At 54.6% G+C, this 13,908-nt stretch carries 16 protein-coding genes and 1 tRNA gene; 8 read left to right on the top strand and 9 right to left on the bottom strand.

Features of this window, described 5'->3' with window-relative positions; all coding sequences use genetic code 11:
- Window positions 1-76: 76 nt before the first annotated feature.
- From FFS64_RS02155 to FFS64_RS02135, 5 genes are all read left to right on the top strand, one after another.
- Window positions 77-772 (top strand): ABC transporter permease, encoded by a 696-nt coding sequence (locus FFS64_RS02155; RefSeq protein WP_137804038.1) that lies wholly within the window; start codon window positions 77-79, stop codon window positions 770-772.
- Window positions 769-1,458 carry an ABC transporter permease gene (locus FFS64_RS02150; protein WP_095192339.1) on the top strand — a complete coding sequence of 230 codons (690 nt, stop codon included), beginning with the start codon at window positions 769-771 and terminating at the stop codon, window positions 1,456-1,458. Before FFS64_RS02155 ends, FFS64_RS02150 begins: the two co-directional genes overlap by 4 nt.
- On the top strand, window positions 1,439-2,668 hold the full coding sequence (locus FFS64_RS02145; protein WP_137804037.1) for a methyltransferase: 1,230 nt from the start codon (window positions 1,439-1,441) through the stop codon (window positions 2,666-2,668). The genes FFS64_RS02150 and FFS64_RS02145 overlap by 20 nt, the downstream gene beginning before the upstream one ends.
- A 316-nt stretch (window positions 2,669-2,984) precedes the next feature.
- A complete protein-coding gene (locus FFS64_RS02140; RefSeq protein WP_137804240.1) occupies window positions 2,985-3,512 on the top strand; it encodes a serine acetyltransferase in 528 nt (175 codons plus the stop codon).
- A 104-nt stretch (window positions 3,513-3,616) separates the two neighbouring features.
- Window positions 3,617-3,692, top strand: a tRNA-Thr gene (locus FFS64_RS02135).
- A gap of 497 nt (window positions 3,693-4,189) precedes the next feature.
- Here FFS64_RS02135 and FFS64_RS02130 read toward each other — a convergent pair.
- Both FFS64_RS02130 and FFS64_RS02125 read right to left on the bottom strand, forming a co-directional pair.
- On the bottom strand, window positions 4,190-4,384 hold the full coding sequence (locus tag FFS64_RS02130; RefSeq protein WP_171017051.1) for a hypothetical protein: 195 nt from the start codon (window positions 4,382-4,384) through the stop codon (window positions 4,190-4,192).
- Window positions 4,385-4,406: 22 nt separating this feature from the next.
- Complete coding sequence (locus tag FFS64_RS02125) at window positions 4,407-5,273, bottom strand: hypothetical protein (protein WP_218571073.1); 867 nt, start codon at window positions 5,271-5,273, stop codon at window positions 4,407-4,409.
- A 240-nt stretch (window positions 5,274-5,513) separates the two neighbouring features.
- Between FFS64_RS02125 and FFS64_RS02120 the strand changes: the two genes are divergently transcribed.
- From FFS64_RS02120 to FFS64_RS02110, 3 genes are all read left to right on the top strand, one after another.
- Window positions 5,514-5,837: a hypothetical protein gene (locus tag FFS64_RS02120; RefSeq protein ID WP_137804034.1), complete on the top strand. Its 324-nt coding sequence runs from the start codon at window positions 5,514-5,516 to the stop codon at window positions 5,835-5,837.
- A 180-nt stretch (window positions 5,838-6,017) separates the two neighbouring features.
- A complete protein-coding gene (locus tag FFS64_RS02115; RefSeq protein WP_137804033.1) occupies window positions 6,018-6,524 on the top strand; it encodes a hypothetical protein in 507 nt (168 codons plus the stop codon).
- 752 nt (window positions 6,525-7,276) lie between these two features.
- Window positions 7,277-9,097: an AAA family ATPase gene (locus FFS64_RS02110; RefSeq protein ID WP_137804032.1), complete on the top strand. Its 1,821-nt coding sequence runs from the start codon at window positions 7,277-7,279 to the stop codon at window positions 9,095-9,097.
- Window positions 9,098-9,394: 297 nt separating this feature from the next.
- On the opposite strand, the gene FFS64_RS02105 is transcribed toward FFS64_RS02110, so the two are convergent.
- The 7 genes from FFS64_RS02105 to FFS64_RS31225 form a co-directional block, all read right to left on the bottom strand.
- A complete protein-coding gene (locus tag FFS64_RS02105; protein ID WP_137804031.1) occupies window positions 9,395-10,219 on the bottom strand; it encodes a hypothetical protein in 825 nt (274 codons plus the stop codon).
- The gene (locus tag FFS64_RS31230) at window positions 10,219-10,383 is read right to left on the bottom strand and encodes a hypothetical protein (protein ID WP_171017050.1); all 165 of its coding nucleotides are present in this window, start codon (window positions 10,381-10,383) and stop codon (window positions 10,219-10,221) included. Before FFS64_RS31230 ends, FFS64_RS02105 begins: the two co-directional genes overlap by 1 nt.
- Before the next feature lie 4 nt (window positions 10,384-10,387).
- Window positions 10,388-10,732 (bottom strand): hypothetical protein, encoded by a 345-nt coding sequence (locus FFS64_RS02100; protein WP_137804030.1) that lies wholly within the window; start codon window positions 10,730-10,732, stop codon window positions 10,388-10,390.
- Window positions 10,732-11,007, bottom strand: a complete 276-nt coding sequence (locus FFS64_RS02095; protein WP_218571072.1) for a helix-turn-helix domain-containing protein — start codon at window positions 11,005-11,007, stop codon at window positions 10,732-10,734. Before FFS64_RS02095 ends, FFS64_RS02100 begins: the two co-directional genes overlap by 1 nt.
- A 101-nt stretch (window positions 11,008-11,108) precedes the next feature.
- Window positions 11,109-11,774 carry a hypothetical protein gene (locus FFS64_RS02090; protein WP_137804029.1) on the bottom strand — a complete coding sequence of 222 codons (666 nt, stop codon included), beginning with the start codon at window positions 11,772-11,774 and terminating at the stop codon, window positions 11,109-11,111.
- A 55-nt stretch (window positions 11,775-11,829) separates the two neighbouring features.
- A complete protein-coding gene (locus FFS64_RS02085; RefSeq protein ID WP_137804028.1) occupies window positions 11,830-13,200 on the bottom strand; it encodes a site-specific integrase in 1,371 nt (456 codons plus the stop codon).
- Window positions 13,201-13,544: 344 nt separating this feature from the next.
- A partial coding sequence (locus FFS64_RS31225) for a hypothetical protein (RefSeq protein WP_171017049.1) occupies window positions 13,545-13,908 on the bottom strand: 364 nt, incomplete at its 5' end.

Raw genomic sequence — 13,908 nt, 5'->3', positions numbered from 1 at the left:
CTGACCTGCCGGACCGGCGTCGCCTTGTGATGACGCCGGTCCCCGGCCTTGCCTGCCGCGATTTGAAAAGAAATCCATGATTATCGACCTCTACGGATTCGGCCCGGCGCTCGCCGCTGGCGCGCTGATGACTGTGAAACTGGCACTCTCGGCCCTGTGCCTGGGGCTGGTATTCGGTCTGCTCGGCGCCTTGGCCAAGACTTCCCCGTACAAGCCGTTGCAATGGCTTGGCGGTACTTACTCGACCCTGGTTCGCGGCATCCCGGAATTGCTCTGGGTACTGCTGATCTACTTCGGCACGGTCAACCTGATGCGTGCCCTGGGCGAGTTCTTCGGTAACCCCGACCTGGAACTCAACGCCTTCGCCGCCGGCGTTATTGCGCTGGGCCTGTGCTTCGGCGCCTACGCCACGGAAGTGTTTCGCGGCGCGATCCTCGCCATTCCCAAAGGCCATCGTGAGGCCGGTGTGGCCCTGGGCCTGTCGAAATGGCGGATCTTCACCAAGTTGATCATGCCGCAGATGTGGCGCATCGCCCTGCCCGGCCTGGGCAACCTGTTCATGATCCTGATGAAAGACACCGCGCTGGTATCGGTGATCGGCCTGGAAGAAATCATGCGTCACGCACAAATCGGCGTGACCGTGTCCAAACAACCGTTCACCTTCTATATGGTGGCCGCGTTCATGTACCTGGGTCTGACGATTCTGGCCATGACCGGCATGCACTTCCTGGAAAAACGCGCCGCTCGCGGCTTCGCGAGGAGCACCCAATGAACTGGGAAGTCATCATCAAGTGGCTGCCGAAACTGGCCCAGGGTGCAACCCTGACCCTGGAACTGGTCGCTATCGCCGTGATCGCCGGCTTGCTGCTGGCGATTCCACTGGGCATCGCCCGCTCGTCGCGCCTGTGGTGGGTGCGGGCATTTCCCTACGGCTACATCTTCTTTTTCCGTGGCACACCGCTGCTGGTTCAGCTGTTCCTGGTCTACTACGGGCTGGCGCAGTTCGACGTCATCCGCAACAGCTCGATGTGGCCTTACCTGCGCGATCCGTTCTGGTGCGCCACGGCGACCATGACCCTGCACACCGCGGCCTACATCGCCGAAATCCTGCGCGGCGCCATTCAGGCGATTCCACCGGGCGAGATCGAAGCAGCACGCGCGCTGGGCATGTCCAAGCCCAAGGCGCTGTTCTACATCATCCTGCCACGGGCGGCACGTATCGGTCTGCCGGCCTACAGCAACGAAGTGATCCTGATGCTCAAGGCCAGCGCCCTGGCCAGCACCGTGACCTTGCTGGAACTGACCGGCATGGCCCGCACCATCATTGCCCGGACCTACCTGCCGGTAGAGATCTTCTTCGCTGCCGGCATGTTCTACTTGCTGATGGCTTATGTGCTGGTGCGCGGCTTCAAGCTGCTGGAGCGCTGGCTGCGCGTCGATGCCTGCCAAGGGCGTTGATTCCCGCGTGTTGACGGGCGAGGCCCTGCTCGCCCGCTTCACCGCGCTGGATGCTTTTCTGACAACGCATCAGGCGCTGTGGAAACCACGGCCGTTCACGCACCTGCAACTTCCCTGGGAAACTTCCTACCCTGAGTTGGCCGCGTGGCTACGCGGACGGTCGCTGGAAGATGCGGAAAACGCGCACAACCAACCTGCCCTTTTGGATGCGCCGGAGCCTTTTGCGACCTTGGCGGCGAAGTCTCTTGCGCTGAGTACCGTGGATGAATTGCCCACCCACGCACTGGAAGCGGCGGGCCATCGATTAAATGTCGATGTGCCGGGGCGCAAGTGGCAGCAAATCGAAGCCTTTGCCAGTCGCCTGCTGTTCACCCATGCGCCCAAGCATTGGCTGGACTGGTGTTCGGGCAAAGGGCACTTGGGAAGACGCTTGCTGCAAACCGGCCAACAGCTGACTTGCCTGGAATATGACCCGGCACTTGTCGCCAGCGGCCAGGCTTTAAGTCAGCGTCATCAACTGCATGCGCTGCATGTCGAGCAGGATGTACTCGCTGTCGATGTGGCCACGTTATTGAACGCCGAACATACCCCCGTCGCACTGCACGCCTGCGGCGATCTCCACGTGAGGTTGATTCAGCTCGCCAGCGCTGCAGGCTGCAAACAACTCGCCATTGCTCCTTGCTGTTACAACCGGATCAGTCTTCCCCGGTACTCGCCACTTTCCTCGGCCGCCATGGCCTCCGACCTACAGCTGTCTCTCGATGATCTGGCGTTACCGATGAGTGAAACCGTCACCGCCGGTGCACGCGTCCGACGCCAACGCGACACTTCCATGGCCCGACGCCTGGCCTTCGACCTGCTGCAACGGCAACTGCGCGGCGTTGACGAATACCTGCCAACGCCATCCCTGCCCAGCGCCTGGCTGGACAAGCCCTTCGCCGATTACTGCCAGCATTTGGCCCAACTCAAAGAGTTATCCACAATCGGCCCGCAGGATTGGCCGGCTCTGGAAGCCGCTGGTTGGCAGCGCTTGGCTGAGGTGCGCAATCTGGAGCTGCTGCGCGGACTTTTCCGACGCCCGCTGGAGCTTTGGTTGGTGCTCGATCGCGCACTTTTCCTCCTCGAGCAGGGTTACAAGGTTCGTCTAGGCACTTTTTGTGAAACACCGCTCACACCGCGTAACTTCCTGATGTTGGCAGAACGCGCCTAACGCATCCCAACCTGTGGATAACTCTGTTGATTAAATAACGTGGATCCAATATTTTACAGCTGTTTCAGGGGTGAAACGTCACTGTTCAGTTTTCGTACACTTGGATAAAAAACCCGAAAAACAGTGATTTGCGAACAGTTGAGAACGGATCCACAAATTCGTCATATGCCCCGTGCATTGCGAATCCCGTTGTGCATAAGCATTTGAGCAAAAGACATATCTGTTGAAATTTGGGCAGAACGTGAGCGTAGGAATCGTGATAGCCAGCAGCTACTATCAAAGGCCTCACAACACGAACAATCAACAGGGCCATGTTTTGAATCTTGACACCTTGGTAGAACATTGGCGGTCGGAAGTCTCGAACAAGAAAAAACGCGGAAGCCGCACAGGGCTCATCAGCAACATCCTCAAGCGGACTCGCAAGAACAACGCTCTGCGCTACTTGTTCATGTTTCGACTGGCCCAGTACTTTTATTCCGGAAACGGTTTTGCGCGCTGGTACGCCAAGCGTCTTGAGAGAAAACTCAACCTCAAGTACGGCGTCGACATCAGCATCAACGCCCAAATAGGCCCGGGCTTTCGCATCGGCCACCTGCCGGGCGTAGTGATCACCGGCGAAGTCAAAATCGGCCGCAACTTCTTCATCCGGCAAAACACCACGATTGGCATCAAGACCCTGGGGCTGGACAGCTATAACCTGGTCATCGGCGACAATGTCAGCGTGGGCGCCAACAGTTGCATCATCGCGGACACCCTGACAATCGGCGACAACGTCACCATCGGGGCCATGTCGTTCGTCAACAAAGACATCCCGTCAGGCGCCACGTTTTACAACGCTCGATGAGGCTCAACGCGCGCCAGAAATCTTCGACAAGGGCCTGCGCAAAAATAGTCAGAATTCAGGGGTTTACAGAACCAACCCAATCGCTATAATCGTCGCCCTGACACGCCGGTATAGCTCAGATGGTAGAGCAACTGACTTGTAATCAGTAGGTCCCGGGTTCGATTCCTGGTGCCGGCACCATATAGAATAAGGCTCGCAGCGATGCGGGCCTTTTTCGTTTCTGATCCGGGGTTACACCGGGGTTACGTTTTAGATAAATCGTCAGCTGTTACGATTAGCCATTTCCCCCCTTTCGAAGTCGCCCAGGCTGAGCCATGCGGCGCTCACAAGACGAGCCGCCGCGATTCAAGCCCGCTGGAGAGTTCAACGTTGTGTTTCGTGGTGGCGAGGGAGCGCTGGTACAGGGATTGCCCGGATGCGCGAATCGCTTCTGCTATTTCTCCCACGCGCGTATTGATTAAGAAACTCAGAGTGCCGGGTTTTCCGTACGATTGGCATTCATGCTCAATCTGTCGTAAGCGTATGGCGCAGCTCGTGATTGTTCCGACAATAGTCGCCCACCACAGCTACCGATTTCGGTATCGGGAGATCGTTAAGCGAAAAGTCGGTTCGGATACAAAAATGAGCAGGGGGGAGTCGCAAAAAGCCCGGAGCTTTGCCGGGCTTAGGGGGAATGGTCAGCTGATCACGAAAAAGTTGGCCATCGATGAGGGGTTGATTGGCGCGATGTTATATTTTTCGGGTTGAACGGCACCCGTTTTGACCAGACGATCAAAACGATCGTTAATCTGATCTAGACGTTGCGCCCGCTCACCTGCGCGACTGGCCGCTTCCTTTGCAAGCGTCTCTGCGGTTCGTTTGTCGAGCGTCATCATTGTTCCCCTCACAGGTTCGTCATGTGTAGTGAAGCATGAAAGCGGACTGCTGTCGTTCAGCATGCTCCGTGAGTAGCTCCGAATAAACGCGCAGATTCTGCCTTAGCCCAACATCCTGCGTATAGTCTTCGATTCTTAACTTCAGACCGCTGGTCAGGGTGTTGATTCCGATCATCCGGCCATGTGAGTGCCAGCGGTTATTGTCACTCAGATCCTTAGCTATCTGCTCTGCGCGGGCTTCCTTCTCTTGGGCGGTGACCGGCTGCCCAGCTGTAGTGGTTAAATGATGCGTCCAATCCTTGAATTTATACTTAACCAGCCACTGCTTTAGCAGGCTAACCGAAAGATCCCGTGCCTGCTCGTATCTGCGAAGCGTCGCCAAATCAAGGCGCTGAAGCATCATAAATTCGGCGTCTGTCATCTTCCCTTGTGCGGATTTATCGATCAGCTCGTTAACTTTGTCGATGTAGCCCAACGCAGGCACAAGCTGGCCATCTGAAAGGGGAACCTGGGGATCGATCGGCCCAAGAGATGACGCGTAATCCATAAATATCTTGTCCCCCGACATGCAAAAAATAGTGCCAGCGGACATGGCAGCAGTGGGGACTACGAAGAAAACCTCTGCAAAATGATGTCGAGTGACCTCGACCATTTTTTCGACCGCCTCTACAACGCCGCCAGGCGTGGAAAGGATGATGCAGATCCTCCCTTCGGCATGGGTCGGCCGTACCTGCTTCACTACCTCCTCGACTGCGGACACATACGCGTTCAACACCGCTGGGTGAATTGGCCCCGAGTAGGCAAGAACAGGGCAATTAAAATGCCCGGAGATCAAAGTACGATAATGAGTGAGCGCGGCGAATACATGATTATCAAGACTTGGCACAATCCTCTCCTTGGTTCTGTCTAGGCGCGTTCACGTACATGGTGTGTTTAGGCTAGATTTTCGTTAATGTCAATTAGCCACTGAAGGTATGGCTTAATAGATTGACCGGCGCGCGCCAACTGCCATTTCCAGTTTTCAACCTTCGAGATATGAGTCCCACATGTACATCCTGGAAATTATCTGGCGAGCAAGTGGCTATGCTCAGTTTTCTGACACCATAGCCGTGACACAAGGAAGAAGATGATGCCGATAAAAAGTGATATGAGCAGACTGAAGACTTTGGCCGATAACGCGCGAAAGCTCGGAGAGACAAAACAGGTATTGCTCTTGGATCTGCTTAATCCTGAGTTCATTTCCAAACATACCGAAAGCCCGGACTTTCTTTCGTTTTGCGAATCCGCTGGCTATAAGGTGGAGACATCCGAAGATCTTCAGGCAATCCCAGATGAGCCTTGGGATGCGTACATAGCGGCAAATTCGGACTTCGATAATTGGCGGGAAATGCAGGAGAAAGCTATCGCGGCCTGGAGCGCGGCAAAACTGATGAAAGGGCTAAAAGGCTAAAGGTAGAACGTGACGGCTGTCGTAGATCGGGGCCGCTACATCACTGATCGCCATCATTCGTCAGCCATCAGCCATCAGCTTCGCGATTAAAGGCCTGAGGCTCGTGTTCCCAGCACTCAACGCGTCTGTATGATCCAGAGAAGCCGCACCGAGTCTTTCAACTGGAAACGGAATCAAGGAATGTATCAAGCGCAATATTGGGTGGAGCTGCAAACTCTTAGAGCACATGTCTACTATCTCGAGCTCTACCAGATTAGATCTGAAAACATTGAACGGGGAATCGGCATCGTATTGGCCGTAGCGTCCGCCGGCAGTATCGGTGGCTGGGCTATTTGGAAAGAATACGCTTTTGTCTGGGGCCTTTTAATCATGCTCAGCCAGGTCGTTTCGGTCGTATACAAGTTCCTTCCATTCAAGGCCCGTATCAAGCCTCTCAGTGCTGCAGGGCTAGAGCTATCTGTGCTCGCCGACGATGCAGAAAAAGGCTGGTTCGATGTCGCGCAAGGGGAACTGACCGAGCGAGAAATCAACGAAAAACGTTTCGCGATACGAAAAAAGAAAGCGGCGGTAATGAAAGCTGCCTTTTCTGGAATGGCCGTACCTGAAAACGCGGGTCTCATGACCAAAGCCGAATCGCAGATGAGACGATATTTCCAAAGCCACTACACGGAGTTAACTAATGAGTGACAACAAATCGCAACCACCACGCCAAACCCCATCTAGGCAAGTATTTAATGATCGGGGACTACCACCTGTACAAAACACCCTTCCTATGCCGAAGGTACAGCCTCCGAAAAAGGAGAAGTGATCAGGTGATCTAGTAATATCGAAGGAGTTGATCCGCTCAGTCGCTAGCTTTCGATTGGGCGAATCCCCATGCTCGTGAACGATGAAGCATGGTGAGAAGCAGACATTCCTCGGTTGAACACCATCAACATAAAGCCCATCACTAGGCCCATTCCGCGCCGCCGCGAGAATTATTCAGCGACCTCTGAAAATCGGCATATTTCGCTTTGGGGACTCGATTCCCTTGACAGCTCGAAGCGCCAATAACCAACGTCATGCCACTTGCCGAGCCTGTAGACAACTTCGGGAAATGTCCCTATGTGATTGAATCCCAGGCTTTCCTGTAGCCCCAAGCTCCCAGCATTCGACAGTGAAATACCGGCTTAGACTGATCGAAATCCTTGTTGAGCCAGGATGGGCAACAACGATGCGTAGAGCCTCCTACCGACACCGGCACGACGTTCGTTTTGGTCGATGTACACCGTGACATCCAAGGCCTAGCGATGCGCCGCGCGAATCTGGCACCACCCGGCAGCGAGCCAAGTAGCACTTCATGACATCTCTCAAATGAAAGCTCAGGGCTGGTCTATGGTTAAGGATCGTAGCCCCGCTTAGCCAAGGGGTTCGTAAGGCGGTCATATAGGGAAATAATCATGCGCCTCAAGTCCATCAAGCTCAGCCACTTTCGGGGCTACCGCACCACCACTCCCATTCCCATCGATGACGCCATGACTGGCTTTGTCGGCCGTAATGACTATGGCAAATCGACCATACTTGAAGCGTTAGCCATTTTTTTCGAATCGGAAGGTGCAAAAGCCGATAAAAGCGATATGAACTGCTTCAGCTTAGCTGAGGGCATCGATCAGTTCGAAATTGCTTGCGAGTTCGACGGCTTTCCCGAGGCACTTGTGCTAGACGAAAATGCCGAAACGTCTTTGGCGCAGGAGTATCTACTCAATGCCGATGGGGTTCTGGAGATTGTCAAAGCCTTCAAGGCTAGCACCGGCAAGTTGGAGCGCACTGCAATCCGCTGCCAGCACCCCGCCGATGGAGAGCTGTCAAAGCTACTGAGTCTCAAGATAGCGGAGCTGAAAAAGCTCGGCGACCAGCGTGGTGTCAGCGAGCACGTAGCGGATAAACGTGTAGCTTCACTTTGGCGGCAATCTATTCGTGCTGGGGCAGAACCTATTGCCTGCCAGGAAACCCTCCTTGATGTAGGCAAAGGAATCTCGACAGACAACAAATCCATTTGGGACAAGATTGAGGATCTTCTACCGACCTTCGCTCTTTTCAAGGCAGATCGGGAAAGCAGTGATGGGGATGCTGAAGCCAAAAACCCCCTGCAACAGGCTGTGAAAGAAGCACAAGCCGCCCTTCAGGATCAAATCAGCGCACTGGAGCAACAGATCGAAGCCAGTGTGATGGATGTAGCAACCCGCACCCTCGACAAGCTGCGGGAAATGGCACCTGAGCTGGCAAATGAACTTACTCCGCGCTTCAAGGAAAAACCCAAATGGAGCTTCAACTTCACCCTGGATGGTGAAAATGGCATCCCCATCAACAAGCGAGGCAGCGGTGTTCGCCGTCTAATCCTGCTCAACTTCTTTCGTGCTGAGGCAGAGAGAGCCGTCATTGGCACACAACGTAATGTTATCTACGCCATAGAAGAGCCAGAAACCTCTCAACACCCAAACTATCAGATGATGCTGATGAAGGCCTTGCTAGAGCTTTCAGTTCAACCGAATCGACAGATCATTGTCACTACCCATGTTCCCGCCCTTGCTGGTCTGATGCCCATCCACGGCATCCGCTTCGTCTCCAAGGATGAAAATGGCACACCTTTCGTCAAGATGCCCAACGATGAAGTGCTCAAAGAAGCAGCTGAGAGCTTAGGTGTGCTTCCAGAAACGGGCATGGAACGGGCAAAAGGAGTAGTACTGGTTGAGGGTAAGTCAGACGTGACCTTTCTCCGTCACGCGGCCAATACCTTGCAGGCTGGTGGATATATTGCGTCCACTTTGGAGGAGGTAGGAATCGTTCCAATTCTAATTGGCGGCTGCGGCAGCGTGAAACACTGGGTAACCCTTAATCTGGCCGATGATCTAGGCCTGCCTTGGTGCGTTTTTTTAGATTCCGATATCGGTGGCCGACCAGAACAGAATCTGAAACGGAAAGAAGAAGTCGAGGGAAAAGGCCGAGCGTTTTATTCAACCCGAAAGCGCGAAATTGAGAACTATCTATGCCCAGACATGCTGTACGCCCAAACTGGGATAAGGGTGGACTTCACCGACCTCTCCGACGCAAAGAAGATCATCGGCCAAGCACTTAGCGTCAAAGCGGATGACGTGATCGATAGGTTTTGGCCACTGATGAATGCCGAACAGATCCTCCAGCGTTCGATGTACGACGATGGTGGTCAACAGCGCCCGGAGCTTAAAGAGTTGCTTGAGAAACTATTAGCGCTTGTTGCCTGAGCCTCGGCCACGAAGGCCTATCTGAATCACCAAGACCAGACACACGGTTGCAGATTCTGGGAGTCACTCACTCCGATTTCTCAATCAATCAACGATAACGCTCAAGAGTTTTCGGAGCAGTACGCGCGCGCGTGCGCGCGAGGGAAATTTTATAAGCGAATGGGTCGCGCACGGAACACTTTTTTGATGGGCCATGAAGGCGAGTTACGCACATAAAAAAATGCGGGACTGCGGCTCAACCAGAAAGGGCTGACCGCAGTGGCTCGCATGGTGATGGGGGATTTTGGTAGCTACAGATCAGTATGTGTTTTCTTCCGTCTCTGAACAGTAAGCAGCCAACCATTCCTCGTCTGTTTGTTCTTCCGGAGGTTTGCGTGAATGGACAGGTTCAGTAGTTGCCGTGTACACGTTTGTACTGATTAACGTTTTTACGCGGATTTCTGAACACGCACTTGGTTTTGGCTGGAAGCCTTGATTTTTCTGGGGTGGCGCGGAATCCTTATCCGGCATCCTTATCCGGCAGTTGTCCGTCACTTGTCCGGTAGTTATCTGTCCGTTGTCCGGGTGAAAGGCTTTGCGCACCTCAGCAGTAGTGATGAAAAGGGGGCGCAGAGTCCCAGTGTCCAGTCGGTTTTTCCGGCCGGCTACTAGATCTGCTGCAAACAGGATGCCCCGCAGGTTGCCCAGATAATCATGGAGCGAAGAAAGACTCTTGGGCGTGGAAAGCCCGGTTGATTGCCAAAACTGAAAGAGATGGCTTCGTGGGCTAATGCGAAAGTGCCCCTTCGGCAGAGGAGAGCCTTTTGCCCCTGCCTTGGTGGTACGTTCACGACTCAAGTCCGCGTTGAAGATGGCATGAGTTTTCATACCATCTACAAACGACGGAAACTGTACCGTCACGCCACCTGCCTTGTGAGGGCCATACAAGCCAGTCGAATAGCCGCCATACTCATAAGCTTCCATCCCGAGAAGGAGCAGGATTTCGCGCAGAAGAGCTGGAGAATGCTTGTCCTGCCAATCCAGGGGTACAGACTTACCACTGGACGGGCGAATGACGAGCCGGCCACCCTCGATACTGATTTCGTCCCCTCGGGCGAGCAATTTCTCGACGGTGACGGTCATTAGAGCGCCAATGCTTTGATCAGGTTGTCCTCCAACGCGATCAGGCCAATAACGGCGGCCAGCATCAGCAACTCAACGACCTGCGAGTGACGATGAATCCAGACTGCGACCTTCATCAGAAAAGCCGGGGCCAGCCCGAACAAGAGGGTGCGAATGTTCGACATTGGACTAACCCTCCGTGCTGTAGCGGGCGATGCGTTTCAGGTAAGCCAGCACCTTGTAGGCGTTCTCGCGTTCACTGAACGGCAAGCTATAGCGCTTCACGCGGCAAGGCTTACCCCAGCGGTTCGGGACGCGCTCGTAGTGACGCTCAATGATCAGGCCGAAACGTTTGCCCAGTACGGAGATAGTGGTATTCAGGCAATGGTCGCCCAAGTCCTCAGCCTCGAAGCGATTAAGGCTGGCACCCATCGCCATGTGGATCAGAATGCGGCCGATCTTGCACGTAGCTTCGGTGATAGACTGGCCTTGCGACGGGCTGCTCTGCTGCGATTGGGGGCGGCTCTTTTTCATTACGCGCGCACCTCACCGGTATGGCTGGCGGTGCGGCTGGCCAAGAACTCGGCAAGATCGCTGATGCGGTACTTCACCAAGCGGCCTACCTTGAAGAAAGGCAGGTTGTAACGCCCCGTGGAGCGCCAGACCGCGAGGGTAGGCGTCTTCACGCCGAGCACGAAGGCCGCTTGCTCATCGTCTACGTTGACGGGCGGGTTCTGCGGGTCGAAACCAAGCTGTACGCTGATCTCAACTTTAAGTGCTGCAATGTCGAAGGGTTTGTTGGTATTCACTGATGTTTCCTCGTTTAAGTTCAACAACAACGAGAAAAGAATCGGGCAACCAACCATACCCACGACAAGTAGGCCCCCTTACCCAATTTTTGGGTAAGGTTCTATTTTTTAAAGCCGGTCCAGGCATTGGAAAACGCCTTGCTTTTGGCTTCGCCACGTTGTTTCGCGTTGCCAAACAGCCGACCTTCTTCTGTGTAACCATGGACGCACAACCAGTCCCAGCAGGCTTGGCGTGCCCAGGGTTTCCCCCGCTCGCTTTCCGGTACCCTGAGGTTGTCTTTCGTGAATTTTTGCTGCGAATCGAGCCATTTGTGGATCACCTCAATTCGTTGCTGCATTACCGACTTGTGCCGTACGCCCTTGGCCTGAGGTTGCCCCCCCTGCGCCTCAATCACCTCAAGCAGCGCGGCCTCATTGATGGGCACGTCGTAGCCAACACTCGTTGCCCAATCAAGAAAAACCTTGAGCTCCCTTAATGTAAACGGGAAAGCGAGTACCGGCTCATATGGCCTTCCTTTGGGGTGCCGAAGAAGGTCATCCCTCTCAAGTGTTGTCAGGCAAGCCAGTACCCTTTCATCCGGCAATTTCAGATAGACGCCTTCTTTTCTGATCTCGAACCAGCCTCCGAAGTCACTCAGAGGAAGTCCGCCATATTGGTCGGGCTCCACAATCCTGATGAAGTTGTAATAGTCGATCCCAACGCCTTCGAACTCAGTGCTTTCTAAATCCACTTCAAGCTCAACGCCTTCCAGTTCGTAAAGACTCATAACATCCTCAGGTAGCATGTTGAAAAAGGTGCCCCTAAAGCGGGTGGTGGTTCGGTTATTTACGACCCTGGTTCGAAATCAAAACCAGTGAGGCGGTCTGCTTAACCCCCGCAGCTTCCAACATGGCTTGCGTCGCCGTCTCGACGGACTGACGCACCGGGTCGAGGTCAAGGCGCGCATAGATCGCAGTGGCTTGGTGGGTCTTGTGGTTGAGCGACTTCCCGATGATTGCCAACGATGCGCCAGTCTTGGCTTGCCAACTCCCAAGGGTGCGCCGCAGATCATGGATGCGCAGGTCAGTCATGTCGTAGAGCGCCGGGTCGATTTTCAGCACGGCAGCAATGGACCGATAATGCTTCTCCGCGGCAGCTGGCGCGGTTGTGATCTGCTGGTCAGCTTGTTTACGCTCCTTGGCAGACAGCTTGCCGAGTCCGCTCAGATGATCGAGAAGGCGGCGCAGACTAGCGCGCAGCAGGACAGCGGCCCATGCCTTCTTCGGCTCAACCAGATGGCCAGTCTTACCCTCGCCGGGAAACACAAAAGGAGATATGCCTATCGTGCGCTTGCGGGCCTTGAGTACGGTCACCGCTTCAGGCGATAAAGTGACGTTCTGCGGCGTACCGTTTTTGGTCATCTCGATGCGCCAGACGCGGGCCTCCAGGTCGAGGTCGCGCCAGGCCATTGCTTGTAAGTTTGAGCGGCGGGCGCCAGTAAGCAGCGCCAGCAAAAAGAAGTCACTCAAACTCGACTCGCCGATGGCTGCAAACAAATATGGCAGCTCGGCACCCAGGGCGAAGCGGTCACGCGACACCACCATGTTTTTCTGAATGCGACTGGCCGGGTTTGTGCCGCTGAAATGTTCATGCTCAGCGGCGTAGTTGAAGACTGACGAAATGATGGCAACGGCTTTGTCCGCTTGGCGTGCGCTTTTTTTGCTCACCTTGCTGTGTATCGCTTTAACCTCGGATCGAGATATATGCGACAGCTTATTATTGGCAATGGCCGACATGTGTAGCCGCGCGGTATCGAGGTAGTCCTTTTTCGTACGCGCGATGATCGGGGAGCCGTCACGTTTTTTCTTCTTATCCAGCATCTCGGCCAGCATCTCGACAAAGGTTGGCTCTTCGCGAATGGCACGGCGAACGGCTGCCGGATTAGCGCCGGCCTCAATCTCGGCATTGATGGCAGTGGCTTGCTTGCGGGCCTGTTCGACGGTCATAGTCGGGAAGCGGCCAAGCGTGACCCGCTCCGGCTGGCCTCCTTTCATGCGGCGATACACGGAAAAGGTTTTGATGCCGGTGAACGACACTCGCAACTGTAGGCCCTGAATCTTGGTGTCGTGATAGGTGGCGCGCTTGCCGGCTTCGGGGGTCGGCAATGCGGTCAGTCGTTCCTTGCTGAATGAGATATGGCTTTCGCTGCTCATGTCTTCCTCGCCAGTTACGGGGGTTACGCTGGGGTTACGTTCCAGGTCGAAAATGGTGAATTTTCGTGTAACCCCGTAAAGGCAAGAATAGGCTGAAAGCCCCATTCTGTATAGGCTAATGTAGATTCGTAAATCAGTGGGTATCGTCGAACCCTCTGACTTGTAATCAGTAGGTCCCGGGTTCGATTCCTGGTGCCGGCACCATATAGATCAACAACTTAGGCTCACCGAAAGGTGGGCCTTTTTTGTTTCTGGGGTTTGACGCCAAATTTGGTCACAGCTTTGGTCACAGCTTCTCTGTTTATCGGAGCTGGCGGCAGATATTTTTTGACCGGCACCTCGCTTTACTGCTGAGTTGGCTCCCGCGCTTGTTTTATGCCAAAAGGACTCCTCACGTTCGACAGAGTGTCGCCGACAATGCGCGGCGCCCTGGAAGCCGTCGACACGAATGAGGAATTCATCAGGATGACGCTCGCGGTCATGATGGCGCCGGATTGACTGAAATCGGCCATTTGCATTTGACTTGACCAGCACTCTTCGTGGTCCTGACCGGCAAAGAACGCCCCATAGCGGCCCTCCGTGAGGGGCAGAAACCGGCCGATTCTGTTGAAAAAGTCGGCCTTGGTTTGCGCATCAGAAAAGTACGCGTCCGAGATTGAAATCTTTATATTTGGCAAAGGCTTCCGGACTCGGATTTCACGTGGCGGC

Source organism: Pseudomonas sp. G(2018) (genome assembly GCF_005502415.1).
Classification (GTDB): domain Bacteria; phylum Pseudomonadota; class Gammaproteobacteria; order Pseudomonadales; family Pseudomonadaceae; genus Aquipseudomonas.
The sequence above is the reverse complement of the archived record's forward strand: the minus strand, read 5'-3'. Positions and strand labels throughout refer to the sequence as shown.